This is a genomic window from Delftia sp. DLF01 (assembly GCF_014852125.1).
GTDB classification, from domain to species: domain Bacteria; phylum Pseudomonadota; class Gammaproteobacteria; order Burkholderiales; family Burkholderiaceae_C; genus Comamonas; species Comamonas acidovorans.
This window is the reverse complement of record NZ_JACVAZ010000001.1, coordinates 783,002-808,858: the sequence shown is the minus strand read 5'-3', so window position 1 is coordinate 808,858 and position 25,857 is coordinate 783,002. Positions and strand designations below refer to the sequence as shown.

Below are 25,857 nucleotides of genomic sequence, written 5' to 3'. Positions count from 1 at the left end.
GAGACAGCAGCCATGACCCTCGACGACCTCATCTACAAGCCCGGCCTGCTCAAGGGCGAACGCATCCTCGTCACTGGCGGCGGCACCGGCCTGGGCCGTGTCATGGGCGAGGCCTTTCTCATGATGGGCGCCGACATCCACCTGTGCGGCCGGCGCGGCGCCGTGGTCGAGCAGACCGCCCAGGAGCTGATGCAGCAGCACGGCGGCCGGGCCACGGGCCATGCCTGCGACGTGCGCCAGCCCGAGGCCGTGGAGCAGATGATCGAGGCCATCTGGGCCGATGGCGGCGCGCTCACGGGCCTGGTCAACAACGCGGCCGGCAACTTCGTCAGCCGCACCGAGGACCTGTCCATGCGCGCCTTCGACGCCGTGGCCAACATCGTCATGCGCGGCAGCTTCAACCTCACGCTGGAGTGCGGCCGCCGCTGGCTGGCCGAGGGCCGCAAGGCCAGCGTGCTGTCCATCCTCACCACCTGGGTCTGGAACGGCTCGGCCTTCACCGTGCCCTCGGCCATGGCCAAGTCGGGCGTGCATGCCATGACGCAGTCGCTGGCCGTGGAATGGGGCAACCGGGGCATACGCTTCAACGCCATCGCGCCGGGCCTGTTCCCCACCGAAGGCATGAGCGCGCGGCTGAACCCGCAGGGCGGCGAGCATGTGCGTGCCGACAACCCCATGGGCCGCAACGGCCGCATGCCCGAGCTGGCCAACCTGGCCGTCTTCCTCATGAGCACCCAGGCCGAGTACCTGACGGGACAGACCATCGCCATAGACGGCGGACAATACCAGGCGACGGGCGGCAACTTCGCCGGGCTGGCCAGCTGGAGCGACCAGGACTGGGCGAATGCGCGCAGCGCCATCGAATCGCGCAACGCGGCCGACCGCCAGCAAAGAACCGCATAGACACAAGGAGACAAGCCATGAGCCAAGAACGCGTGCGCATATCGGTGGACCACGGCGTGGCCGAGGTGACCCTGGCCCGGCCCGACAAGATGAATGCGCTGGACCCCGCCATGTTCGATGCACTGATCGACGCATTGGCGCGGCTGCGGGGCACGCCCGGGTTGCGCGCCGTGGTGCTGCATGGCGAAGGGCGCGCCTTCTGCGCGGGCCTGGACATGGGCAGCATGGCCGGCATTGCCGACGGCCAGCAGACGGCGGACATGACGGACCTGGCCGCGCGCACGCACGGCATGGCCAACCGCTTCCAGCAGATCTGCTGGGGCTGGCGCGAGCTGCCCGTGCCCGTGATCGCCGCCGTGCATGGCGTGGCCTACGGCGGCGGCCTGCAGCTGGCCCTGGGCGCGGACATCCGCCTGGTGGCCGATGATGCGCGGCTGTCCATCATGGAAATCAAGTGGGGACTGGTGCCCGACATGGCCGGCTGCGCGCTGGCCGCGCCGCTGGTGCGCGGCGATGTGCTGCGCGAGCTGGTCTACACCGGCCGCATCGTGCCCGGCCCCGAGGCCGTGGCCCTGGGCCTGGCCACGCGCGTGAGCGCTGCGCCGCTGGAGGAAGCGCGCCACCTGGCCCGCCAGATCGCGGCCAGCAGCCCGCACGCCATACGCGCGTCCAAGCGGCTGATGCAGCTCAGCGAAACCGCCTCTCCCGCAGACATCCTGCTGGCCGAAGCGCAGGAGCAGCAGGCCCTGCTGGGCAGCTCCAACCAGGCCGAGGCCGTGCGCGCCGGCCTGGAAAAGCGGGTGCCGGTCTTCAACGATCAAGGCCTTTAGACACCTTTTGAAACAGCCGCCGGACCCTGCATCGGGGTCCGGCGCAGCCATCCGCAAATACCCTTATTCGACGCCCTTTCGCCACTGCGCTGATTTTTTAGGCATTCCGTGGAAAGCCTTGCAGGGCGCGGATTCGGCAAGTTACACCCGGAGTTTTCCACAACTCCGTCCACACGCACCGGGGATAAAAACCCGGTGCCTGAGGGGCATGCAAGTGCAGGCATACTTGACGGCTTGCCTCGGCTTCCCCTTCTTTTCCCATGCCCCGCCTGCACGCTCCCAGCAAGGATGACAGCCGCCTGCTGCCGCCTTTTGCCGCCCTGCCCGAGCGCTGCATCCACGTGCCCGCCACCGACGCCGAATTCGCGGCCGCACGCGCCGCGCTGATGGCGGCTCCCGTGCTCGGTTTCGATACCGAGAGCAAGCCGCTGTTCCACGCCCACCAGACCGACACCGGCCCCCATGTGGTGCAGTTGGCCACCTGCGACCAGGCCTGGCTGCTGCAGCTGCACCATGCGCAGGCACGCGCGCTTGCGGCCGACGTGCTGGCCAGCGAGTCCATCTGCAAGGCCGGTTTCGGCCTGGACCATGACCGCAGCGCGCTGCCCGCGCGCCTGGGTGTTGCGCTGCACAACGTGATCGACCTGGACCGCGTGTTCAAGCGCCACGGCTATGCCAGCTCGGTAGGCGTGCGCGCGGCCGTGGCCCTGGTGCTGGGGCAGAACTTCCACAAGTCCAAGAAGATCTCCACCTCCAACTGGGCTGCACCGCAGCTGAGCCTGGCCCAGCGCCACTACGCGGCCAACGACGCCCACGGCGCCGCCATGGTGCATGCCGCCCTGCCCGCCTGGGAACAGCGCCAGCCGGCCGTGGCCGAACGCCCGGCCAGGCCCGCCAGGCCTGCGCCTGAACCCCGCGGCCCCGGCAGCTCCAGCGGGCCGCGGGGACCACGCAGGGCACACGCGCCACGCGAGCAGGAGGCCCCGCGCGAGCAGCATGTGTCGCACGAGCAGCATGTGTCGCACAAGCCGCACGAGCCACATGAGCCACATGCACCGCGCGAGTCCAGCGCCCCGCGCTCATCGCCACGCCCGTCCCGCACCCCACGCCTGCTGCAGGCGCCGGTCACGCCGGGCAAGCCAAGCCCCGGCTAGGCCTCTTCCTCTTGCGGCACCAGCCGCACCCGGTCGCGGCCTGCGCGCTTGGCCTCGTAGAGCATGGCGTCGGCACGCGCCAGCGCCTGCTCCAGCGTCTGGCCCTGGGACATCCAGGCCACGCCAAAGCTGGCCGTGATGCGTATGTCGTCGGGCAGCGCGCTGAAGCCCATCAGGCGCAGCTGGGTCTGGATGCGCCGGGTGATCCATTGCGCGGCCAGCGGGTCGGCGTGCGGCAGCAGGGCCACGAACTCCTCCCCGCCAAAGCGTGCAACCAGGTCCTGCTGGCGCGTGCTGCGCAGCAGCAGGCGCGCAAAGCGCTGCAGCACCTCGTCGCCCGCCGCATGGCCCCAGCCGTCGTTGACCCGCTTGAAATGGTCCAGGTCGCACACCAGTACGGCGGCCGACAGCTGCGGCTGCTCGGCCAGCCGGCGCTGCACGGCCTCCTTGAAGGCGCGCCGGTTCAGCAGCCCGGTCAGCGGATCGCGGTCGCGCTCCTCGTGCAGCTCCTGCACGGTGTCGCGCACCGCTGCGGCCAGGAAGAGCATGGCAAACAGCAGGCCGAACACCAGCAGGCTCAGCTGCAGCGCCATCCACGAGGAAGAAATGCCCAGCCATTCGCCGGATGCGCTGGCCGATACCGAAGCAGCACGCGGCGTCACCCACAGCGTGCGGACGAAAAAGCTCAGCGCAAAGACCACGAACACCCACAGCAGCAGCCGGTCCCAGCCTGTGCAGGGATGCCTGCGTGGCAGCCGCCACAGCGGCAGGGCCAGCTGCAGGCCCAGGCCGAAATTGAGCACATGCTGGCGCGCCTGGGCATCGGGCACGGCCCAGGCGTAGTAGCCCAGCACCACCAGCACCGCGCCGCCAAAGCCGGCCGCCAGCGGTGCATCGGGGCGCACGCCCTGGCGTATGGCCATGGCCTCGGTGATGAACCAGGCCGCGCACAGTTGCAGCGCGGCCGTCGTCAACGCATTGACGGGAACGGCCGCAGGCCGCTCCAGGATCTGCAGCAGCAGCGCCAGGCTGAAGCCGGTGAAGGCGAAGGACATGCTGCGCAACTCGCGCCGGGCACGCAGATGCCGCCAGCAGACATAGAAACAGCCGGCCAGCAGCAAGGTGCACAGGGGCACCGCCAGCGCCAGAAGATGTCTTGCTGTCAACGTCACCATCAACTCCCTGATGGAGTCTAGCGATCAGGTCACGTTACAACACGTTGTTAACAAAAATACACATTCACTCACGATTCTGGCAATGGCAGGCCGGGCATATCTGCGCGTGGCAGAGGAGCAACCGGGCTGCGGCGTATATGTTCGTAACCAACGCATCGTTGGGCACCGGAGGCCGGCACGCCACAATGCCAACCGTCCTCCGCTAGTAAAACCTCAGGACTTACGCAAACAGGATGCGGGAACGCGCCGCTCCCCATGGCAAATGGCCTGCCCCTGCCCTTCTTGCGTAAGCCGTCACCAGAAAGGCAATCTTCCATGCGCATCGAAACCCTGGCCGTCCACGCCGGCTACTCGCCCGACCCCACCACCAAGTCGGCCGCCGTGCCCATCTACCAGACCGTGGCCTACGCCTTCGACAGTGCCCAGCATGGCGCCGACCTGTTCGACCTCAAGGTGGCCGGCAACATCTACACGCGCATCATGAACCCCACCACCGACGTGCTGGAAAAGCGCGTCGCGGCGCTGGAAGGCGGCATTGCCGCCGTGGCCGTGGCCTCGGGCATGGCCGCCATCACCTATGCCATCCAGGCGATTGCCGAGGCCGGCGACAACATCGTCTCGGCCAGCACGCTCTACGGCGGCACCTACAACCTGTTCGCCCACACCTTCCCGCAGCAGGGCATCACCGTGCGCTTTGCCGATCCGCGCGACCCGGCCAGCTTCGCCCAGTACATCGACGAGAAGACCAAGGCCATCTTCATCGAGTCCATCGGCAACCCGCTGGGCAATGTCACCGACATCCGCGCGCTGGCCGACGTGGCTCATGCCCATGGCGTGCCGCTGATCGTGGACAACACGGTGCCCAGCCCCTATCTGCTGCGCCCCATCGAGCACGGCGCCGACATCGTCGTGCACTCGCTGACCAAGTACCTCGGCGGCCACGGCAACAGCGTGGGCGGTGCCGTCGTGGACAGCGGCAAGTTCCCCTGGGCCGAGCACAAGACACGCTTCAAGCGCCTGAACGAGCCCGATGTCAGCTACCACGGCGTGGTCTACACCGAGGCCCTGGGCGAGGCCGCCTACATCGGCCGCGTGCGCGTGGTGCCGCTGCGCAATACCGGCGCCGCCCTGTCGCCGCACAACGCCTTCCTCATCCTGCAGGGCATCGAGACGCTGGCCCTGCGCATGGACCGCATCTGCGAGAACACCCAGAAGATCGCCGAGACGCTGCAAAAGCATCCCAAGATCGAATGGGTGCGCTACGCCGGCCTGCAGGACCACCCCGACCACGCCCTGGTGAAGAAGCAGCTGGGCGGCCGCGCCTCGGGCATCCTCTCCTTCAGCCTCAAGAACGGCAGCGGCGACAGCGACACGCGCGCCGCCGGTGCGCGCTTCCTGGATGCGCTGCAGCTGTTTACGCGCCTGGTCAACATCGGCGACGCCAAGTCCCTGGCCACGCACCCGGCATCGACCACGCACCGCCAGCTCGACGCCGAGGAGCTTGCCAAGGCCGGCGTGACCGAAGGCATGGTACGCCTGTCCGTGGGCATCGAGCACATCAGCGACCTGCTGGCCGACCTGGAGCAGGCGCTGGCCAAGGTCTGATTCCCGCGCAAGGGCTGGCCGGACTGCGCGGCGGCCCGGCCCTTGCAGGCAGGCACTGGCCTGTCAGCGCCGCTTGGCGCGCTCCCGCACTTGCTGCGAGGAGTAGAAGATCAGTGGATCGGGCGTGCGTTGCGGGTTGGCGCAGGGCTCGATGGCATGGCCCTTGGGCGGGGCGCAGCGGGCCAGGTCGCGCAGCTGGGCCTGGGTGCGTTCGGCGTGGCGCGCGGCGGTCTCGCCTTCGGACGGGCGGCTGCCGGGCACGATGAGGCGCAGCTCCATCTTGCGGATGGCAGGCTCCACGGCATAGGTGCCCTGGTACTGCATCACCACGCGGCGCTCGGCCAGGTCCACCGTGGCCAGCACGGCGCGCATGGGCACGGGAATCATGGCGCCCGACTGGTAGCGCACCAGCACGAAGGGCGCAAAGGGCTTGGGAATCTTCAGCTCCAGTGTCTGGCCCTTGCCTCCGCGCGCATCGGCGCGCACGCGCAGCTGCCCGCCGTCGGGCAGGTAGCGGTCCAGCCGCCAGCCCGTGGATACACGCTGCGCACCTACGCAGGGCGCGTAGTAGTACTCGGTGGCGTCGGCATCCTTGCCCGTGTAGAGCATCTGGGCACCTTCATGCTCGGTGAGCGCCTTGGCGGCCACGTCCGCACCGTCGGCCCTGGCGCCAACCAGCGTGCCGCCGCGCACGAACACGCCCGTGTACGGAAACCAGGTGGTGCGCTGGTTGGCCACGGCGCCATAGGGCTTGCATTCGGTGGACATGCTCTGGTCCTGCATGTCGGCCTGGGGCGCCATGGGCTCGCCGCCGTGGCCGCCGCCCTGATCGGCCAGGCTCAGGCGGCCATCGGCCTCGATGGTGAACGTGGCCTTGGCCACCATGGAGTAGTAGCGGCCGGCAGCGTCTTCGCCGATCAGCAGCAGGCTGGGCAGGGGCGTGAGGTTGGCGACCTCGGGTTCGGCGTGCGGCGCATCGGCCGGGGCCTTGGCGGGCACCTCGGGCCGGGGCTGGTCCTGTGGCTGGCTGGGCGCCGGTGCCTGGGGCGGCGCAGTGGCACAGCCGGCAAGGACCAGGGACAGCGGCATGGCAAGAACAAGCGAACGCAACAACATGGAACTCCCTCGGATCATTGAGGCCGACGATGCTACTGCATGCGCCGGCGCGCGATGCAATGCCAGGCAACGCGGCACGGGCAGGCTCAGGCCAGATCCCTTGCCAGCCGCAGGCCGGTCATCTGCCAGCGCGCCTGGGTGGGGAAGAAATTGCGGTAGCTGGCGCGCGCATGGCCGGGCGGCGTGAGGCAGGAGCCGCCACGCAGCACGTACTGGTTGACCATGAACTTGCCGTTGTACTCACCCACCGCGCCCTCGGCCACCACAAAGCCCGGGTAGGCGGTGTAGGCCGACTGGGTCCACTCCCAGACCTCGCCCAGCGCATGGCTGCCGGGCTGCATGGCGCGCGGGTGCACGGGGCCGGGCGGCTCGCCGTGCTGCGGGCGCTGCGCCATCTGCGCGGCAAGGGCCGCCTCCCATTCCGCCTCGGTGGGCAGGCGCGCGCCTGCCCAGCGCGCATAGGCATCGGCCTCGAAGTAAGAGAGGTGGCAGACGGGCCTGCGCCCGTCCAGCGCCAGCGCGCCATGCAGGCTGAATTCCTGCCACATGCCGTCCATCACGCCGCCGGCCTGGCGCCGCCAGTACCACGGGTGCTCCAGCTGCTGCGCGCAGCGCCAGTCCCAGCCTTCGGCCAGCCACCACTGCGGCTGGGCATAGCCGCCGTCCTTGACGAAGCGCAGGAACTCGGCATTGCTCACGGGCCGCTGCGCCATCTCGCAGCCCTGCAGGAACACCTCGTGGCGCGGGCGCTCGTTGTCGAAGGCAAAGCCCTCGCCCGCATGGCCCACGGCATGCATGCCGCGCGGCACGGTCAGCCACTGCAGCGGCGGGGGCAATCCATCGGGCTCTTGCGGCGCAGGCACGCCCTCTTCCTGCGCCCGGTACGCAGGCCACAGCGGGTGGCAGGACAGCAGGTGCTTGATGTCGGTCAGCAGCAGTTCCTGGTGCTGCTGCTCATGCTGCAGGCCCAGCTCCAGCAGCGCGGCCAGCCGTGCAGGCGGCTGCGTGCCCCAGTCCTCGAACATCTGCAGCATGCGCTGGTCCACGGCCTCGCGGTAGGCCAGCACCCGCGCCAGCGAGGGGCGCGTCAGCAGCCCGCGCTGGGCACGGGGATGCCGCTCGCCCACCTGCTGGTAGTAGGAGTTGAACAGCACGCGAAAGTCGGCATCGAAGGGCGGCACGCCGGGCGCGTGCTCGGCCAGCACAAAGGTCTCGAAGAACCAGGTGGTATGCGCCAGATGCCATTTGGCCGGGCTGGCGTCTGGCATGGACTGCACGCAGGCATCCTCGGCCGACAGGGGCGCGGCCAGCAGTACGGTGCTCTGACGCACGGCCTCGTAGCGCTGCACCCAGCGGAAGACGGCGGGCATTTCACGCATGGGCATGGATCACGGCAAACCACTGGCGCTCATCCGTCCAGACCTGGCAGGGGCCGAAGCCCGCGCAGGCCAGCATGCCCAGGAATTCGGGCAGCGGGTACTTGTAGCTGTTTTCGGTGTGGATGGTCTCGCCGGCCGAGAAATGCCGCAGCCCCTGCGGCCAGCCCACGATCAGCGGGCGGCGCGCGCGCAGGTGCATCTCGATGCGCGAATGCTCGGCGTTGAAGAAGGCCACATGCTCCCAGTCGTCCGGGTTGAAGTCGCTGCCCAGCAGGCTGTTGACGTGGCTGAGCAGGTTCAGGTTGAAGCGCGCCGTCACGCCCTGGGCATCGTCATAGGCGGGCTCCAGCCATTGCGTGGACTTGGGCAGGTCTATGCCGATCAGCAGGCCGCCGTCGTCGTTGACCATGGCACGCATCTGGCCCAGCATGCGCTGGGCCTGTACCGGGTCGAAATTGCCGATGGACGAGCCCGGATAGAACAGCAGCCGCCCGGCCTGCGGGATATGGGGCGGCAGGATCAGCGGCTCGGTGATGTCGGCCGTGACGGCATGGGCCTGCAGTTGCGGAAATTCCTCGGCCAGCCGCCGCACGGACTGGCGCAGGAATGCGCCCGCAATGTCCACGCCCACGAAATGCCGTGGCCGCAGGCTGCGGCACAGGCCGCGCACCTTCTCGCAATTGCCGGCGCCCAGCTCGATCAGCACCTCGTTGCCGCGCAGGGCCTCGGCCATGGCGGCGCCAGAGTCGGCCAGGATGGCGGCCTCGGTGCGCGTGGGGTAGTACTCGGGCAGCCGCGTGATCTGCTCGAACAGGTCGCAGCCGCGCGCGTCGTAGAGATACTTGGGAGAGACCTGGGCCTGGGGCTGCATCAGCCCGTGCTGCAGTTCGGCGCGGGTCGCGCGCAGTGCGTGGTCCGCCCATTCCGGGGCCGCCTCGCGCCTGCCGCCCTGGGCTGGCGCACGCGGCGCCGAAGGCAAAGGCAGCGGCACGCGCTGGGCGCGCGATGCCAGGGCAGAGGAAGACACGGTCGAATCGTGGGCAGACAGCATGGTGGGGGCCTCGCGTTGTGCGCCGCCCGCCGCAGCATGGTGAATGCCGCATCCCGGCTTGCAGCAGGGCGCGGTCGCCAAGGGGCGGACAGCCAATGGTGACTGACGCCTGCAAACGGCAAGCGAGCCTCGCAAGACTCGCACCGGCAGGCCGAGGCACCAGCCTAGGCGCCTGCCCATGGCATGCGGGTAGGACAGTTTCCCCCGCGCGTGATTTTTTCGTGACCTGTCCGGTGGTGCGCCGCAGCATGTCCGCAGCAGGCGAAAGCGCCGGTTCGGACGAAAAAAATCCGGTATGCCGCGAACGGCATACCGGACCAAGTACCCATCCTTGCCTCACTACGCGCTGCCGGATGAAGCAGCGCGTGCCTCACTCATGATCCGGAGATCAGAAGCGATAGCCCAGTCCCACACCGACCAGCACCGGGTTCACCTTGAAGGTGCCCACCTTGGTGCCGGCGGAGCTCACGTCCGTTTCAATGAAGACCTTCTTCACGTCGAAATTCAGCGACCAGTTCTTGTCCAGCGCGTAGTCAAAACCGATCTGCAGCGCGCCGCCGAAACTGTTCTTCTTGATCGAGGGGTTCAGCGCGGCCTGCACGGCAGGGTTGAAGCTCACGCTCGAAAAGCGGGTGTAGTTCACACCGGCGCCGACGTAGGGCTTGAAGGCGCCGAAATTGGTGAAGTGGTATTGCGCCAGCAGCGTGGGCGGCAGGTGCTTGAGGCTGCCGATCTGGCCCAGGCCGTTGGCACGCAGGTCGTGCTTTTGCGGGTAGGTCAGCACCAGCTCGGCCGCGATGTTGGGCGTGAAGAAGTAGGACACGTCCAGTTCGGGCATCCACTTGTTGTTGATCGACAGACCCAGACCCGTGCTGTCCTTGTTGGCGCTGTCCAGATTCACGGCGCGCACGCGCACCATCCAGGGGCCTTCGGCCTGCTGCGCAAACGCGGCACCCGACGACAGGGCGCAAACGGCAGCAACGGCGAGCAGAGTTCTTTTCATGATGGAGAGTCTTGGAGTAGCCCGGGGCAAATCCCGTAGCTGTATTGCATCAGGGGCGGACGTGGCCGATCTTGTCCTAGCTCAAACCCGAAGGTGCGCAGCCCCGCATGGCCGGATCGCGTTGGATGCATGCAACGCATTGCGCGGCGGGCCAGTTGCGGGCAGGCTGCAGCCATTGCTCAAATAGAATGCGAATCATTATCAAATCCGCATTCCCAGGAACCCGCCCCATGGCCGCCGCGCCTTCGCACCCCGACATCGCCCTGCTCTACAGCGACCACCACGGCTGGCTGGTGGGCTGGCTCAGGCGCAGGCTGGGCAATCCCTGCGATGCGGCCGACCTGGCCCAGGACACCTTCGTTCGCGTGCTGGGCAAGCCCCAGTCCCTGCATGGCGTGCGTGAGCCGCGCGCCTGGCTCACCACCATCGCCCACGGCCTGGTCGTGGACCACACCCGCCGCGCCGCGCTGGAGCGCGCCTGCCTGGACGCCATCGCCAGCCTGCCCGAACCGCTGGCGCCCTCGGCCGAGGAGCGCCATCTGCTGATCGAATCCCTGGTGCGCATGGACAACCTGCTGGCCGGCCTGCCGCCCAAGGCCCGCAGCGCCTTTCTGCTCTCTCGCCTGGAAGGCCTGAGCTACCCGGAAATCGCCCTGCAGCTGGGCGTGTGCCTGAGCTCCGTCGAGAAATACATGGCCACCGCCATGCGCCACTGCCTTGCCCTGCGCAAGGAACTGACGGCGTGAGCACAGACCAGCCCCCCCAGGCGCTGGAACAGGCCATTGCCTGGGCCGTGCGGCTGGCCTCCGGCACGGCCACCGATGCCGACCGCGCCGCCTGCCAGGCATGGCGCAGCAGCCACGCCACGCACGAACAGGCCTGGCAACAGGTCCAGGCTGTGGAGGCCCAGTTCGCCCTGCCCGCCGGCCAGGCGGGACTGGCCCACGGCGTGCTGCGGTCCGCTGGTCCCGGTCCGGCGCGAGGCCGGCGCGCAAGCCTGCAGCGGCTGCTGTTCCTGGGCCCTGCTGCCCTGCTGCTGGGATCCATGGCATGGCGTTGGGCTGCACCGCGCGAGCAGATCGCACTGGGCACGGCCATCGGTGAGCGCCGCAGCACCCTGCTGGCCGACGGCAGCCGCCTGCACCTGGCACCGGACACGCTGGTGCAGGTGGATTTCACCTTGCTGCGCCGCGTGGTCCGCCTGGCACGCGGCGAGATCTTCATCGACACCGGCAGCGACCCACGCTCCCTCGCGGGCCGACGCTCCTTCTGGGTGGAAACGCCGCTGGCCCGCTTCGAGGCCCTGGGCACCAGCTTCGGCGTGCGCCACGAAAAACACCCGGACACGGCCACGCGCCTGTACGTCACCGAGGGCCGCGTGGCCATCCATGTCAGAGCGCTGGACGGCACTGCGCCAGACCCCCTGGACGCCATCGTCGCCACCTCCGGCGAAACCCATGTGCTGCACGCCGGCCAGCACCGCCCTGTGCGCCTGCCCGACGAAGGCCTGGTGCCCGACGCATGGACCGACGGCGTACTGGTCGCCCGCCGCATGCGCCTGGACGCCTTCATGACCGAGCTGTCACGCCAGACCGGCATTCCCATGGAATGCGCCGACGACGTGGCTGCCCTGCATGTTTCAGGCGTATTCCAGCTGGACGGGCCGGATCCGGCGGGTCGTGCGCTGGCCGCCATTGCCCGCACGCTGCCTGTGCGTGTGGAGCGCGTACAAGGAGCAGCCAGCGGTTCCCACAGCGCCATGCGCCTGGTCAAAGCCTGATCCGGAATTTTTTTCAGGCAGTCATTACGGGTTTCACACCGCCCGTTCGGCATAGGAGCAAAGACATCGCTTTTTCCTTTGCCGCTTCTCAAGGACTGCCTCCATGCCGAGCCTGCCCAGTACCAGCCACGCTGCCCATCCGCCCTCCTGCACACGCCCCACGGCCCTGGCCACGCAGGCCTTGGCGCTGGGCCTGTTGATCACGCTGGGCCTGCCAGCGACCGCTCTGGCCCAGAGCCCGAGCTCCGCCCCGGATGCCAGGTCCATCCGGTTCGACCTGCCGGCCGGTGATCTGGAGACCAGCCTGCACAGCCTTGCGCGCCAGGCAGGCATCACCCTCTCGTTCGATCCAGCCCTGGTCCAGGGCCGACAGTCGGCGGCGCTGAGCGGCACGCGTGGCGTGCAAGAAGGGCTTGCCGCCCTGCTCGCCCCGCACCAGCTGCAGGCCACGCGCACGGCCGAAGGCGGCTGGGCCGTGCACCGTGCGCGGCCCGGGGCCGAGCATGCACTGCCTACCGTGAACGTGCTGGCCGATGCCGAGCATGAAAGCGCCTGGGGCGCCGTGCCCGGCTACGCGCCACGCCGCAGCGCCTCGGCCATGAAGATGGATGTGCCGCTGCTGGAGACGCCGCAGCAGGTCAGCATCATCGGCGAGGCCCAGATCCGCGACCAGGCCATCTCCAGCGTGGCCGAGGCCGTGCGCTACAGCGCGGGCGTGCGTCCCATGGACTACGGCGTCACCGATGACGACGTGGCCGTGCGCGGTTTCTATCTGACCGGCACGGGCCTGTACCGCGACGGCATGCGCATGGTCCACAACGGCTTCATGACCAACCTGGAGCCATATGGGCTGGAGCGGCTGGAAGTCGTGCACGGCCCGGCCTCGGTGCTGTACGGCCAGTCCGCGCCCGGTGGCCTGATCAATGCCGTCACCAAGCGCCCGCGCGCCGGCATGCAGCGCGAAGTGGGCGTGGAATTCGGCAGCCACGACCGGCGCCAGCTCACGGCCGACATCGGTGGCGCCATCAATGAACAGGGCACGGCACTGGCGCGGCTGACCGTGCTCAAGCGCGAATCGGGCACGCAGTGGAATGGCCTGCGCGCCGATCGCAGCTACATCGCCCCCTCCTTCACATTGCTGGGCGAGCGCACCAGCCTCACCCTGCTGGCGCAGTACCAGGAGGACGAAACCGGCTTCGTCATCCCCTACTACCGCCAGACGCCTGCGGGCTGGTCGGCCACGGACATCAACGTCAGCGGACCGGGATCTGGCCACCACAAGCGCAATGCCAGCGTGGGCTGGCTGCTGGAGCACCGCCTGAACGACCAGCTCACGCTGCGCAACAACCTGCGCTACCTGGACGGCCGCAACGACCGGCGCGAGATGCGCAACCGGGGCCTGACGGCCGACCAGCGCGGCATGGCACGCCTGGCCATGGTGCGGCCCGACGCCGAACAGACCTGGGTCATGGACACGCAGATCGAAGGCCGCCACCGGACGGGTGCCGTCTCGCACCAGTGGGCCGTGGGCTTCGACTACTACCGCTCCAGGCTCGACTGGCGCATCTACTCGCTCAACGGCGCCGTGGCGCCGCTGGACCTGGTCAACCCCATCCACATCGCGCCGAACTGGAATGACAACTACCTCAGCGACCGCGCTCTGGCCCGCACGCACCAGGCAGGTCTGTACGTGCAGGACCAGATCAAGTTCGGCGAGCGCTGGGTGCTCAGCGCCGGCCTGCGCCGCGACAGCGCACGCATAGACACCGACTACGACGCGCGCGCCGCAGCCAACGCGCCCTTCGCCATCACCACCGTGCGCCGCACCGACAGCGCCGTCACCGGGCGGCTGGGCCTGATCTACCTGGCGCCCAGCGGCCTGGCTCCCTATGTGTCCTTCAACAACTCCTTCCAGCCGCCGCTGACCACGGTCACGGCCACCGACGCCAACGGCAGGCCCTACGAGCCCGAGACTGCGCGCCAGTTCGAAGCCGGCCTGCGCTACGCGCCGCCATCGGCCGGCTACACGCTCAGCGCCGCCGTGTTCGACCTGCGCAAGCGCAATGTGCGCACGCCATCCACACTCAACCCTCGCTTCGACGTGCAGACCGGCGAAGTGCGCAACCGGGGGCTGGAGCTGCAGGCCCAGGGCGAGATCGGCGGCGGCTTCTCGGCCATTGCGGCCTATACCTACCTCGACTCCAGGGTCACGCGCAGCAACAACGCCATCGAGATCGGCGCGCGCCCCGGCGCCACGCCGCGCCATGCCGCATCGCTGTGGGGCAAGTACCAGCGCGGCGCCCTGGAGCTGGGCCTGGGCCTGCGCCACATCAGCGCCACGCCTGGCGAGCTGCTCATGGACGGCGTGAAGACCCCCATGAACGACGCCTACACGCTGTGGGACGCCATGGCCGCCTACACCACCGGCCCGTGGCGCTTCTCGGTCAACCTCAGCAACCTCACCGACAGGCAGTACCGCACGCAATGCAACACCTTCCGTGGCGGCGCGCAATTTTGCGCGCTGGGCTTCGGGCGTGAGGTGCGTGTGGCTGCGGCCTATCGGTTCTGAGTGCCGCCATTGCTGCCCGCCAGGGCGGGAGCAATGCAGGCCCCGCTCTTGGAACAACGCCTGGCGGACAGCAACAGACAGCCCACTCGGCATGCATCTGCAGCACGCTCGGTGCAGCTTCCATCCGGCACAGCGCATCGCGGACCTGCTCGTCTGGATCGGATAGCGTTGCGCCGCCGCAGCTGCATTGGTTCAGGCGCACACGACACCATCGACTTGACATTTCGCCCAGTCCACACCGCGCTCTGCTGGCGACAATCAGGTCTTTGAAAGGCGCGCATGCACTACGGCAAATCCCAGGCCATTGGAGACAAGAGCATCTTCATCATCGACACCGCCATGAGCGTGGTCGATGGCCGGCTCTACTACGAGTACTGCAACAAGGGGGACAGCACAACATCCTTTCTGCGCGCCGTTGATGTGGCCACCGGCAACGTGCTCTGGGACCACCGCATGCGCGAGAGCGAGGGCATGTCGTGGTTCGTGGACGAGCGACATCTGATGCTCTGCGACCAGGTGCTTGATGCCCGCACCGGCGAATGCCTGTTCGACTTCCATGCCGTGCCGGGCATGCAGGCCAGGCATTGGCCCGTTCCCGTGGAGCTGGACGCGCATCGCTGGCTCGTCGCGATGGAAGAGAGCAGTACCGAGGGCCGCTATCTGCTGCTGGACCGTCGCAACTGGCAGGGCAGCACGCTGGCGCTGGGCCTGCAGGGTGCGTTTGTGCTGGAGGGGGCGGTCTACGGCTGGATCGTCCACCCTGAGCGCTCGGAGCTGCGGCGCTGGCATGAAACCGACGGGCACACCGAGCATGTGCTGTGGGTGGACAGTGCGCGCAACCTGTACTCGCCCGCCATTGCAGGCGCGTGGGCCGTGTTCGGCCCCGGCAGCAGAGACCACGTGGACATCGATGCACCCTGGCTTCGTATCCATCCTTGCAGCGGCGAAGTCCTGGCCATCACACCTCCCGTTCAACCTGACGATGAGCGCCGGCATGTGCATGCCCAGCGGGCAGCACATCGTGACGGCGTGGTCTATTTCTGCTTTGCACGCCAGGGCATGTATGGCTATGACATTCGCAGCAACCGTTTCGGACCGTGCCTGTCGCCTACCCATGTCAGCGCGCCGCAATGCCATGCCGGCGTCCTCTATGGAATACAGGACAGGCACGAGGACGGCATGGAGCGGGCCTATCTTGTCGCCGTGGACCCGGACACCGGCAGCCCGCTTTGGGAAACCCCGTGCAGCAGCCGCAACTACAGGCATCTGAGCGTGAGCGAATGCGGTGTCTTTCTGGGCATTGCGGGCGGCAAAATCCAGCACCTTCCGCCAGCGGGCCGCAGGCGCAGCACCCAAACGGCAGAGCCTGCCAAACGCGCCAAAAGCGCCAAGGCTGCCACCCAGCCGGTGCGCACCGTGCCACCCGAGTCTCCCTACGCACACATGCTGGACGACGCGCCCACGCTGCTCGATGCCCTGCAGGCGCGCGCCTGCGCGCAGAGCCCGGATAGCACCCTCACGGCCGTGGCCGTCTCCAGACCCTGGGCCATGGTGGCTTGCGTCGAATATGGCGAGGACCCCGACTTCCCCAATCTGCGCCTGCTGGATCTGCAGACCGATGCCTGGATCGCGCTCGACTGCAACGACCTGATCGACGCGCCCATGATTGAAGGCATCACGTTCGTGGATGGCCAGGACGGGAAGCTGGACCTGCTACTGCATGAAGGCGGCCGCCACACCATCTACATTGACCTGCCCGCACGCACCGTGCGTTGGAATGCCGAGCAGGCATAAGCAAAGACGCAGATGCCGCTTGCACGCCCCTGCAATACGCACTAATTTGGAGGGCCGGCCCGGCCATCGGCGCCGACGGCAGAATCTGCACGTATCCCATCCCTACCCGTCTCTTTCATGACCACCCTCAAGCTCTACTACGCGCCCGGCACCTGCGCCCTGGCCACCCGCATCGCCCTGATCGAAGCCAATGCGCCGCATGAAGTCATCAAGCTCGACTTCCCCAAGGGCGAGCAGCGCAGCCCCGAATACCTGGCCATCAATCCCAAGGGCCGCGTGCCCGCCCTGGTGACCGAGCGCGGCGTGCTCACCGAAACGCCGGCCCTGCTCGCCTACGTTGCGCGCCGCTTCCCCGAGGCCCGGCTCGCCCCGCTCGACGATGCGTATGCCTTTGCCCACATGCAGGATTTCCACAGCTACCTGTCCTCCACCGTGCACGTGGCCCACGCCCACGGGCGCCGCGCAGGCCGCTGGGCCGATGACGAAGCGGCCATTGCCTCCATGCAGCGCAAGGTGGCAGCCAACATGGCCGAATGCTTTGGCGTGATCGAACGCCATTACCTGGGCGATGCCCCCTGGGTGCTGGGCGCCGACTATTCCGTGGCCGACGCCTATCTGTTCACCATTGCCGGCTGGCTGGAAGGCGACGGCGTGGACATCGCCGGCTTCCCCAAGGTGCAGGCGCATTTCAAGCGCATGGGCGAGCGCGCTGCCGTGCGCGGGGCGCTGGGGAGCTGAGAGGGGGAGGCTGCCCGCGATACCCGCAATGAAGGTGCTTGGGTCAGGTATCTATCGCAGGTTTGCGGCAGATGCCGTTCACTTGCCGATTCATCAGGAAGGAACGCTGGCGCGCAATGCCTTGCCCACATCGGCAGCGCCTCGGCCAGCACCTGGCTGCGGAAGGCCTTCGGCAAGGTACTGGGCGTCAGCCCATCGACCGACATGCCCAGCAGGCGCTGCAGTTCCTCCTGGATGGCGGCCTCATCCATCAGGGTCGCACGGTGGGACTCGACCACATGGCGAATCCCGGTATGGTTCAAAGGCAGCGCTTCGGAAGGTTTCATGCATTCCTCGCCATGCATGGCCATCGCACAGCAGATGCCGCGTCGAGTGCATCCACTCCAGGTCGCCGGGTCAAAGCGCCTTGCAACCGCCTCGGCACATCCGCCACATTCAACAGAAAATCCAGCATCTCTGAAAGCCATTCGTAAATTTCCCTTGGCAGTCCACCAAGCCCCGGACCTCTACCGCCGTCCGCAAGCCTTGCCTACAGTCGCCAGGACAGGCAGGGGCGTTGCACAAGGCGGCGCCTTTCGCCATTCCAGAAACGACGGATTCAGACGACAGGGTGGAGCATGCAAAGACAAGCCAGGGTGATTGCCATCAACAACCAGACGGGGCTCATCGGCCTGCAGCCGGAGGGAGAGGACAGCTGCGTGCTGGCGCAGCAGCTCGATACCCGCCCCGTGAATACGGGCCAGATGCTGTCAGGGGAGATGGACAGCGTGGGTATGGAGACGTTTGTGAACGCGCAGACGCAGGACCGCATCGAGGTCTTCGTGGAGGCCTACGGGCTGTCTGCGGAGGCCGTGGAGCTCGCCCTGCGCTGAGCGGGCTGCAGGGCGGAATGTGCAGGTGCCAGCGTCAAGGCCGCGCCCACTGCGCCAGCGTGTGCCGCGCCAGGGCCTCGACATCCAGCGGAGACTGCGGGTCTAACGCAAGCTCTCCCAGCATCACCATGGCCTCGGGGATCTGGTTTCGTTCGCGCAGCACCATGGCCTTGTTCAGGAGCAGAAAGCCGCGGGTCTCGGCATCGGGGTCGGCCTTCAGGCCGCTGTCCAGCAGGGCGAGACGTTTTGCGGGGTCGTCCTCCAGATGGGTGGCCGTCTTCCAGGCGGGAGCGAAGCCGGGCGTCTCGCGGGTCATGGCCAGGGCGGCCTGGCGCGCCTTGTCGCGGTCGGTTTCCCATTCCAGGGCAAGGTAGCGCAGGTAGGTGCCTTGGGGGAGCTTGCCGTCACGCTCCATGCGCAGGCTGTGCACGGCCGTCTTGGCGGTGAAGAAGCCCCTGGGCGCCAGTGCATCCACGCGCCGGTAATGCCGATAGGCCGCGTCAAAGTCCTTTTGCAGCAGGTAGGTGAATGCAGCGTCGTAGATGGGATAGGGCCAGCGGGGCGCCAGCTTCGAGGCGGTCTCGAAATGTGCCAGGGCGGCGCGGTAATCGCCGTTCTGCCCTGCAGCGCGGCCCAAGGCATGGGCATCGCGCGCGGCCTGGCTGACGGGTGTGGCGGAGGGCAGCTCCCAACTGAAGCGGCCATCGGCCTTGTCCAGGTCGCTGCGCCTGAGCACGCGGCCGGCGCTGTCCTTGAACACGATGTCGTCGGCCGCCAGGGCAGGCGCCGGCGCCAGCAGTTGCAATGCCACAGCCGCGGCAGCAAGCAAGGGGAACTTCATGGTGTTTCGGGCCTTGTTGGGAAGCCCCGATATTAGGGCGCGGCCCCTGTGGTGCTGACGGCAGGCAGGGATTCCACTGCGCAGGCAGGCGGGGCAGGCCGGCTCCTGGCCCGGCCGCGCTTGCGGGCCAGGTGATTCATTTGCCATTCCAGCGATTCGGTGTCGAAGTCGAAGGCGTCGAGCAAGGCAATGGCCTTTCTGGCCTCCCTGAAGTCGATATCCGTGATGGGCGGGCCATGCATCAGCGACAGGTCATGCTTGAGCAGCCACTCCTGCAGATCGGCCAGGGCGATGATGGAGACGCCCTGGTTGATGAGCTGTGACGCGCTGACCTGCGCGAGCACGGCCGGCGTCAGCTGCCTGGACGAGCGCAGGCCCAGCACCTGCTTGAGCTTGGCCACCAGCGGCGTGCGCAGCTCGAACTGGGGCAGGCTCTCGAAGTGGGCCAGGGATTCGAGGTACAGCTGCGGCTCCGCGTGGATGGCGGCCAGGTCGTTGGGCAGATGCAGCAGCTCGCAGATGCGGTTGAGCGCCGTGCGCGCGCGCTCGGTGCTGAGTTTCTCGGCCCTGCCCGCTTGCGCGAGCGTGCAGCCGGCGATGACGGACCGCAGCACGCTGGCCTTGGTGAGGTTGGAAATCATGGAGTCCCCCTGATGAACACCCAGGGACCGGTACGGATGCGAATTCAGCCGCCCGGTCCCGACAACGGCTCCGCTGCGGCAATGGGCCGCTCCCGAAGCCTCGGCGGCCGGCAGGCGCAAACGCATTGCGCCGCCGCCAAGGGACAGGAGGACGCCTGGCCTTGCGGAGTTCCAGGGGAAATGCACGTGCTTGCGCCCACAGTCAAATGCGATGCGCCGAAGCGAAAATTCCATGCAAACGGGGGCCGTCCGGCCCCCGTGGCGTGCCTTGCCGACTCCAGGGCCGGCCGGCGATGTTTGCCGCGACTCAGCGGCGGCGCAGACGCTTGATGCCTTCGACAGCCGCCAGCACGATGGCACCGGCCACGATGCCGGCCACCGCGTTGAGCACATTGACGGCCAGCACGCGCCACAGGCCGCCCAGCGCGCCCTGGGCCACGGCCTCGCCCAAGCCCTCCACGGCGTGGTGCAGCGCAGGCACGCCGTGCACGAGGATGCCGCCACCCACCAGGAACATGGCGGCCGTGCCCGCAACGGACAGCCCCTTCATCAGCCAGGGCGCGGCGGCGACGATGCCCCGTCCCAGCGCGCGGGCCGCGGCGCTGGCACGCTGGCCCAGCCACAGTCCCAGGTCATCGAGCTTGACGATGCCGGCCACCAGGCCATAGACGCCCACGGTCATGATGAGGGCAATGCCCGCCAGCACGGCGACCTGCTGCCCGAACGGCGCCGAGGCCACGGTGCCCAGGGTAATGGCGATGATCTCGGCCGAGAGGATGAAGTCGGTGCGCACGGCGCCCTTGATCTTGTCCTTTTCCATGGCGACGAGATCGACGCCCGCATCGGCATTGGCCTGGGTCAGGCGCTCGCGCTCCACGGCATCTTCCTCGGGCGAATGCAGGAATTTGTGGGCCAGCTTCTCGCAACCCTCAAAGCACAGAAAGGCGCCGCCCACCATGAGCAGCGGCGTGACAGCCCAGGGAATGAAGGCGCTGATCAGCAGCGCCGCCGGCACCAGGATGGCCTTGTTGATCAGCGAGCCCTTAGCCACGGCCCAGACCACGGGAATCTCGCGCTCGGCGCGCACGCCCGTGACCTGCTGGGCGTTCAGGGCCAGGTCATCGCCCAGCACGCCGGCCGTCTTCTGTGCAGCCACCTTGGTCATGACGGACACATCGTCGGCCATGGCCACGCTCTTGCGTGCCGCCACCTTGGTCATGAGGGCCACGTCGTCCAGGATCGCTGCAATATCGTCCAGCAGCATCAGCAAACCAGCACCAGCCATCGCATTACTCCAGTGAATTGTTCGGGGAACTTCTTTTTGCCTGGGCGCCATCATGGGGCCTGGGCATGTCCTGCCCATGTAGGAGATGCCCGGCGGCCAGCCCGGTCACGGGGCCGACCGGCCGTGCGTCACTTGCTGGTCTTGAAGCCCTGCCCTGCCGCCCAGGCCGCCACGTCGTCGCGGCGGATGGCGGCGGCCATGAGCTGCGGGAAGGCGTCCGGCGTGCAGGCGAACGAGGGCACGCCCAGCGCGGCCAGCTTGGCGGCCAGTTGCGCGTCGTAGGCAGGGGCGCCTTCGTCGCTGAGGGCCAGCAGGGTGATGAACTGCACGCCCGACTCCACCAGTTCGGAGGCGCGGCGCAGCAGGCCGCTTTCCACACCGCCTTCATAGAGGTCGGAGATGAGCACGACGATGGCGTTGCGCGGCTCGCTTATCAGGCCCTGGCAGTAGCCCACGGCACGGTTGATGTCGGTGCCGCCGCCCAACTGCACGCCAAAGAGCACGTCCACGGGATCGGAGAGCTTGTCGGTCAGGTCCACCACCGCCGTGTCGAAGACCACCAGCTTGGTACTGACGGCCGGCAGGCTGGCCATGACGGCACCGAAGATGCTGGAGTAGACGACGGAGTTGGCCATGGAGCCGCTCTGGTCTATGCACAGGATGACTTCGCGCTGCGGGCGGCGGACCTTGCGGCCGTAGCCGACCAGGGTCTCGGGCACGATGGTGCGGTAGTCGGGCTGCCAGTGGCGCAGGTTGGCGCGGATGGTGCGGTTCCAGTCGATCTCGGAGTGGCGCGGACGGCGGTTGCGCTGGCTGCGGTCCAGCGCGCCCGAGACGGCGCTGCGCATGGGCTCCTCCAGGCGGCGCATGAGGTCATCCACCACCTTGCGCACGACGATGCGCGCGGTCTCCTTGGTGTTCTGCGGGATGACGGAGCCCAGGGAGATGAGGTCGGCCACCATGTGCACGTCGGGCTGCACATGCTCCAGCATTTCGGGCTGGAGCATGAGTTCGCGCAGGTTCAGGCGCTCCATGGCGTCGCGCTGCATGACCTGCACGACCTGGCTGGGAAAGTACTTGCGGATGTCGCCCAGCCAGCGTGCCACGCTGGGCGAGGAGTTGCCCCGCCCGCCGCGGCGCGAAAGGCCGCCGTCCTTGTTGTCCTCTTCGTAGAGCGCGGCCAGGGCCTTGTCCATCTCGTCGATGGAGCTGCCCTTGGGGCCCAGCCCGCCGCAGCTGGCCTCGGACGGCTGGCCCAGCACCAGGCGCCAGCGTTGCAGGCGGGTGGTGGGCTGGGGGGCGGTCTCCTGCGGGTCGGCGCCAGCAAGGGATGCGTCGTTCACGGTGGCAGCGGTGTTCATGGCTGGGCCTCCTGCAGGCGGGTCAGCGGTTGCGCGGGCAGGTTCAGGCCCAGCAGTTGATCGAGTACGGGAATGGCGAGCACGGCACGCGCCTCGTTCCAGGCGCCGTCGTTCCCATCGCCTGCCGCACCTGCAGCACCCGCGGCACCTGCGGATGCGGCCGCCACGGCCGCACTGCCCTGCCCTCGCCGGGCCTTCTCGCCCAGGCTCTGGCGGTCATGGTTGGAGAAGGCCGAGAAGCTGCGGCGCACCAGGGGCAGTATCTGGGTGAACTGGGTCTCGCCCAGCTGCGCCAACCAGGCATCGACGGCGCCCCAGATGGCGTCGTCGTGCAGCAGCACCAGGGCCTGGCGGTTGAGAAAGCCGTCCAGCCAGGCGGCAGCGTCCAGCGGCGGCACGCCCAGCGAGAGATTGCGGCCCAGTTGCGTGGCCACGGCCTCGCTGTCCAGGCGGTGAGCATCGAGCAGCAGGCGGCAGGCCGCGCCGCGCAGCAAGGCGGCGCCCGCGTCGCCCATGGCAATGCTGCGCAGGGCGCCGAACCAGGCTTCGCGCGGCTCCTCGGCATCGCGCAGACGCAGGGCCTCGTGGGCCTGCAGCACCGTGGCCTGCATGTGTCTTGCAGCGTCTTCGTCCAGCGCCATGCAGGCCAGGGGCAGGCCGATGGCGGCACGCAGCGCCATGCTGTCGATCACCGTGGCCAGGGCCTGGGTGTCGGTCTGGCGCACGCTGCCGTAGCGCAGCACATTGGCCAGCGGCGGCAGCGCCTGCATGAGCTGGGAGACATCGCCGGTGCTGGCCGAGCGGTCGGCCAGGTCGTGCATGAGGGCATCGACCAGGTGCGGCAGGTCGGCCAGCAGGGCGTCGTCGATGGTCTTGGCCAGCTCGGGCAGCGGGGTCTCGGGCGTCAGCGCCTGGCGCACCTTGGCGGCAGCGGCCTGCACCAGGGTGCCGCCGTAGCGGCTGGCCTCGATGATGCGCACGGCCAGCTCGGGCTCCCACTGCAGCTGCCAGCTTTCGCGGAAGGTGCCGCGGTTGCGCTGCTGGTCGGTGGTGACGCTGCCCCACTCTATGCCCAGCAGGCGCAGGCGGTGCAGGAAGTGGCTGCGTTCGCGGTCCGTGTCCTTGCGCAGGTCCAGGGCCAGGACCTTGGCGGCCGCCTCGGGCTTGAGGCGCAGGCTTTTTTGCTGCTGCTCGATGTCGCGCTGCAGCGGCACCTGGGGCACGTCGGCGGGCACGCCGCCGATGCGGTCGCCCACGCTGAGTTCGCGCTCGATCAGGCGCAGCGGCGTGCGCTCGCCCATGCTGATGACGGTGACGATGGCCTCGTCCAGCTCGGGCAGGCCGGGGCTGGCGTGGCCGCGCAGGGCCGCCAGGCTTTCGGCCAGGCGCGTGGCCTCGATGATGTGGGCGCTGGAGCAGTCCAGGTCCTTGGAACGCAGCAGATGGGCCACGCGCGCCAGCCAGCCGACGGTGCGCTGGGTGCTGGCGCGTGCCGGGTCGGCAGCAGGTGCGGACTGGAGCAAGGACTCGGGCACAGGCTCGGAGCAGCGCCACAGATGTTCATACCAGCCCGGCGAATCCACGCCCGCGCCATAGCCGCTGGACGAGCACAGGTTGCGGTAGGTCCAGGGCGCCCAGGTGGCCTGGACCTTGGCCTTGGGCAGGCCCTTGAGCGTGGCGGCATCGGCCTTGGCGGTGACCTGGGCCTGCAGGGCAGGCACATGCCATGCACCGCAGACCACGGCAATGCGCTGGTGGCCGGCCTTGACGGCCTCGCGCATGCACTGGCGCATCCAGGCTTCGCGCAGCGCCTCGCGCTGGGCATGGCGTTCTCCGCGCACTTCGTTGGGCAGCTCGGCGCGCACCACGGTCATGGCTTCGGCAATGCCCTCGAACAGGGTGGCGCCGTCGCCGCGTTCCTCGACCATGCGGTTCCACCAGCTTTCGCCGTCGGGGTAGCCAGCGGCCTCGGCCAGCAGGTCCAGCGGATCGTGCCAGTCCTGCGGGGACGGTGCCGAGGGATCGACGGCAAGGTCGGCAGCCGGCACGGACTGCGTGGTGTCGTCGCGGTCCAGGGCCTCGGCGGCATTGCTCTGGAGCTGGCTGCCGTCTGCCGCAGCGGCGCCGGAATCGGAGCCGGTGTCGGCATCTGCATCCTGGCCTTCATCGCCCGCATCCTCGCCTGCATCTGCTGCCGCCGCCTCGGCCCGGCGCCGCTCCTGCTCGGCCATGTCCAGCGCCATGCGGTGGGTCTGGGGCAGGTCGATGAAACGCGTGGCCACGCCCTGGCGCGCCGCCCATTGCAGGGCCTGCCATTCGGGCGAGAACTCGGCATAGGGATAGAAGGCGGCATGGGCCGGACTGTCCTGCACATAGACCAGCATGGCCACGGGCGGCTGCAGGTCGGCATGCTGCAGCATGGGCAGCAGGGACTCGCCCTCGGGCGGTCCCTCCACCAGCAAGCAGTCGGGCTGCAGCTGCTCCAGGGCCTGCAGCAGGCTGCGCGCGCAGCCCGGGCCATGGTGGCGGATGCCGAAGAAATGAAGCGGATTGGCAGAGGTGGCCATACAGGGGATGCGCAGAGGGTGCGGTCGGTCAGCGGTGCGGGACTGGGGGCTTCAGAGCTGCTCGCGGCAGGCGCGGTACAGGTCCTTCCAGTCGCTGCGTTCCTTGACCACGGTCTCCAGGTATTCCTTCCAGACCACGCTGTCCTGCACCGGGTCCTTGATCACGGCGCCCAGCAGGCCCGAGGCCACATCGCCCGCGCGCAGCACGCCGTCGCCGAAATGCCCGGCCAGCGCCATGCCGCTGTTGATGACCGAGATGGCCTCGGCCGTGGACAGCGTGCTGCTGGGCGACTTGACGCGCACGGTCTTGCCGTCTTCGGTCTGGCCGTTGCGCAGTTCGCGGAAGATCTGCACCACGCGGCGCACTTCCTGCAGGGCCGGCGGCTCGGCGGGCAGGGCCAGGGCGCGGCCCTGCTCGGCCACGCGCTTGGTGACGATCTGCACCTCTTCGTCCTGCGAGGCCGGCACGGGCAGGATGACGGTGTTGAAGCGGCGCTTGAGCGCGCTGGACAGCTCGTTCACGCCCTTGTCGCGGTTGTTGGCCGTGGCGATGACCGAGAAGCCCTGCACGGCCTGCACTTCGCTGCCCAGCTCGGGCACGGGCAGGGTCTTTTCGGACAGCACGGTGATCAGCGTGTCCTGCACGTCGGCCGGGATGCGGGTCAGCTCTTCGATGCGGGCGATCTTGCCCAGCTTCATGGCGTTGACCAGGGGGCTGGGGATCAGCGCCTTCTCGGACGGGCCGTGGGCCAGCAGCTGGGCGTAGTTCCAGCCGTAGCGCAGCTGCTCCTCGCTGGTGCCGGCCGTGCCCTGCACCAGCATGGTGGAGTCGCCGCTGACGGCGGCCGACAGGTGCTCGGACACCCAGGACTTGGCCGTGCCCGGCACGCCGTACAGCAGCAGGGCGCGGTCGGTGGCCAGGGTGGAGACGGCGATTTCCATCAGGCGCGGATTGCCGATGTACTTGGGGCTGACCTCGAAGCCGTTGCCGAGCTTGCCGCCCATCAGGTACTGGAGCACGGCCCAGGGCGAGAGTTTCCAGTTGGGCGGACGCGGACGGTCGTCCACCTTGCGCAGGGCTTCGAGTTCTTCGGCGAATTGCTGTTCGGCATGCTGGCGCAGGACTTGGCTCATGGTGTGCTTCCGGGAAGGGGTAAGGGTTGGATTCGGTTCGGTTCGGGGTACGCGGCAGG

21 protein-coding genes are annotated in these 25,857 nt (G+C 68.4%); 10 read left to right on the top strand and 11 right to left on the bottom strand.

Annotated features, from left to right (window positions below):
• The first annotated feature begins 12 nt into the window (after window positions 1-12).
• From IB269_RS03570 to IB269_RS03560, 3 genes are all read left to right on the top strand, one after another.
• A complete protein-coding gene (locus IB269_RS03570) occupies window positions 13-903 on the top strand; it encodes an SDR family oxidoreductase (protein ID WP_099733152.1) in 891 nt (296 codons plus the stop codon).
• Window positions 904-920: 17 nt separating this feature from the next.
• Window positions 921-1,733: a crotonase/enoyl-CoA hydratase family protein gene (locus IB269_RS03565; RefSeq protein WP_192366424.1), complete on the top strand. Its 813-nt coding sequence runs from the start codon at window positions 921-923 to the stop codon at window positions 1,731-1,733.
• Window positions 1,734-1,993: 260 nt separating this feature from the next.
• The gene (locus tag IB269_RS03560) at window positions 1,994-2,887 is read left to right on the top strand and encodes a 3'-5' exonuclease (protein WP_192366423.1); all 894 of its coding nucleotides are present in this window, start codon (window positions 1,994-1,996) and stop codon (window positions 2,885-2,887) included.
• On the opposite strand, the gene IB269_RS03555 is transcribed toward IB269_RS03560, so the two are convergent.
• Window positions 2,884-4,062: a GGDEF domain-containing protein gene (locus tag IB269_RS03555; RefSeq protein ID WP_192366422.1), complete on the bottom strand. Its 1,179-nt coding sequence runs from the start codon at window positions 4,060-4,062 to the stop codon at window positions 2,884-2,886. The two genes, IB269_RS03560 and IB269_RS03555, sit on opposite strands and share 4 nt — an antisense overlap.
• Before the next feature lie 315 nt (window positions 4,063-4,377).
• Here IB269_RS03555 and IB269_RS03550 point away from each other — a divergent pair, with 315 nt between their 5' ends.
• Window positions 4,378-5,667, top strand: a complete 1,290-nt coding sequence (locus IB269_RS03550) for an O-acetylhomoserine aminocarboxypropyltransferase/cysteine synthase family protein (protein ID WP_071956456.1) — start codon at window positions 4,378-4,380, stop codon at window positions 5,665-5,667.
• A gap of 63 nt (window positions 5,668-5,730) precedes the next feature.
• On the opposite strand, the gene IB269_RS03545 is transcribed toward IB269_RS03550, so the two are convergent.
• The 4 genes from IB269_RS03545 to IB269_RS03530 form a co-directional block, all read right to left on the bottom strand.
• Entirely contained in the window at window positions 5,731-6,783 is a 1,053-nt protein-coding gene (locus IB269_RS03545; protein ID WP_034395985.1) for a hypothetical protein, read from the bottom strand.
• A gap of 86 nt (window positions 6,784-6,869) precedes the next feature.
• Entirely contained in the window at window positions 6,870-8,168 is a 1,299-nt protein-coding gene (egtB, locus tag IB269_RS03540) for an ergothioneine biosynthesis protein EgtB (RefSeq protein ID WP_013801532.1), read from the bottom strand.
• A complete protein-coding gene (gene egtD / locus IB269_RS03535) occupies window positions 8,155-9,213 on the bottom strand; it encodes an L-histidine N(alpha)-methyltransferase (RefSeq protein ID WP_192366421.1) in 1,059 nt (352 codons plus the stop codon). Before egtD ends, egtB begins: the two co-directional genes overlap by 14 nt.
• Before the next feature lie 388 nt (window positions 9,214-9,601).
• Window positions 9,602-10,216: an OmpW/AlkL family protein gene (locus IB269_RS03530; protein ID WP_013801530.1), complete on the bottom strand. Its 615-nt coding sequence runs from the start codon at window positions 10,214-10,216 to the stop codon at window positions 9,602-9,604.
• A 230-nt stretch (window positions 10,217-10,446) separates the two neighbouring features.
• Between IB269_RS03530 and IB269_RS03525 the strand changes: the two genes are divergently transcribed.
• The 6 genes from IB269_RS03525 to IB269_RS03500 all read left to right on the top strand — a co-directional run bounded on the left by IB269_RS03525 (window position 10,447) and on the right by IB269_RS03500 (window position 17,969).
• Entirely contained in the window at window positions 10,447-10,962 is a 516-nt protein-coding gene (locus tag IB269_RS03525; RefSeq protein WP_192366420.1) for a sigma-70 family RNA polymerase sigma factor, read from the top strand.
• Complete coding sequence (locus tag IB269_RS03520; RefSeq protein WP_192366419.1) at window positions 10,959-11,996, top strand: FecR family protein; 1,038 nt, start codon at window positions 10,959-10,961, stop codon at window positions 11,994-11,996. The genes IB269_RS03525 and IB269_RS03520 overlap by 4 nt, the downstream gene beginning before the upstream one ends.
• A gap of 103 nt (window positions 11,997-12,099) precedes the next feature.
• Window positions 12,100-14,565 carry a TonB-dependent siderophore receptor gene (locus tag IB269_RS03515; protein ID WP_192366418.1) on the top strand — a complete coding sequence of 822 codons (2,466 nt, stop codon included), beginning with the start codon at window positions 12,100-12,102 and terminating at the stop codon, window positions 14,563-14,565.
• Window positions 14,566-14,844: 279 nt separating this feature from the next.
• Window positions 14,845-16,359, top strand: coding sequence for a hypothetical protein (locus tag IB269_RS03510; RefSeq protein WP_192366417.1), 1,515 nt, complete (start codon window positions 14,845-14,847; stop codon window positions 16,357-16,359).
• A 117-nt stretch (window positions 16,360-16,476) separates the two neighbouring features.
• Window positions 16,477-17,097 carry a glutathione S-transferase family protein gene (locus IB269_RS03505; RefSeq protein ID WP_012206636.1) on the top strand — a complete coding sequence of 207 codons (621 nt, stop codon included), beginning with the start codon at window positions 16,477-16,479 and terminating at the stop codon, window positions 17,095-17,097.
• A 617-nt stretch (window positions 17,098-17,714) separates the two neighbouring features.
• Window positions 17,715-17,969, top strand: a complete 255-nt coding sequence (locus IB269_RS03500; protein ID WP_012206639.1) for a hypothetical protein — start codon at window positions 17,715-17,717, stop codon at window positions 17,967-17,969.
• A gap of 34 nt (window positions 17,970-18,003) precedes the next feature.
• On the opposite strand, the gene IB269_RS03495 is transcribed toward IB269_RS03500, so the two are convergent.
• The 6 genes from IB269_RS03495 to IB269_RS03470 form a co-directional block, all read right to left on the bottom strand.
• Window positions 18,004-18,810, bottom strand: a complete 807-nt coding sequence (locus IB269_RS03495) for a hypothetical protein (RefSeq protein WP_192366416.1) — start codon at window positions 18,808-18,810, stop codon at window positions 18,004-18,006.
• 32 nt (window positions 18,811-18,842) lie between these two features.
• Window positions 18,843-19,451, bottom strand: a complete 609-nt coding sequence (locus IB269_RS03490) for a hypothetical protein (protein WP_065346618.1) — start codon at window positions 19,449-19,451, stop codon at window positions 18,843-18,845.
• Between the two features lie 307 nt (window positions 19,452-19,758).
• Window positions 19,759-20,736 carry a DUF808 domain-containing protein gene (locus IB269_RS03485; protein ID WP_012206642.1) on the bottom strand — a complete coding sequence of 326 codons (978 nt, stop codon included), beginning with the start codon at window positions 20,734-20,736 and terminating at the stop codon, window positions 19,759-19,761.
• A 128-nt stretch (window positions 20,737-20,864) separates the two neighbouring features.
• Entirely contained in the window at window positions 20,865-22,097 is a 1,233-nt protein-coding gene (locus IB269_RS03480) for a VWA domain-containing protein (RefSeq protein WP_123690941.1), read from the bottom strand.
• A complete protein-coding gene (locus tag IB269_RS03475) occupies window positions 22,094-24,664 on the bottom strand; it encodes a DUF5682 family protein (protein ID WP_192366415.1) in 2,571 nt (856 codons plus the stop codon). The genes IB269_RS03480 and IB269_RS03475 overlap by 4 nt, the downstream gene beginning before the upstream one ends.
• Window positions 24,665-24,715: 51 nt before the next feature.
• Window positions 24,716-25,798, bottom strand: coding sequence for an AAA family ATPase (locus IB269_RS03470; protein WP_012206645.1), 1,083 nt, complete (start codon window positions 25,796-25,798; stop codon window positions 24,716-24,718).
• Window positions 25,799-25,857: the final 59 nt, after the last annotated feature.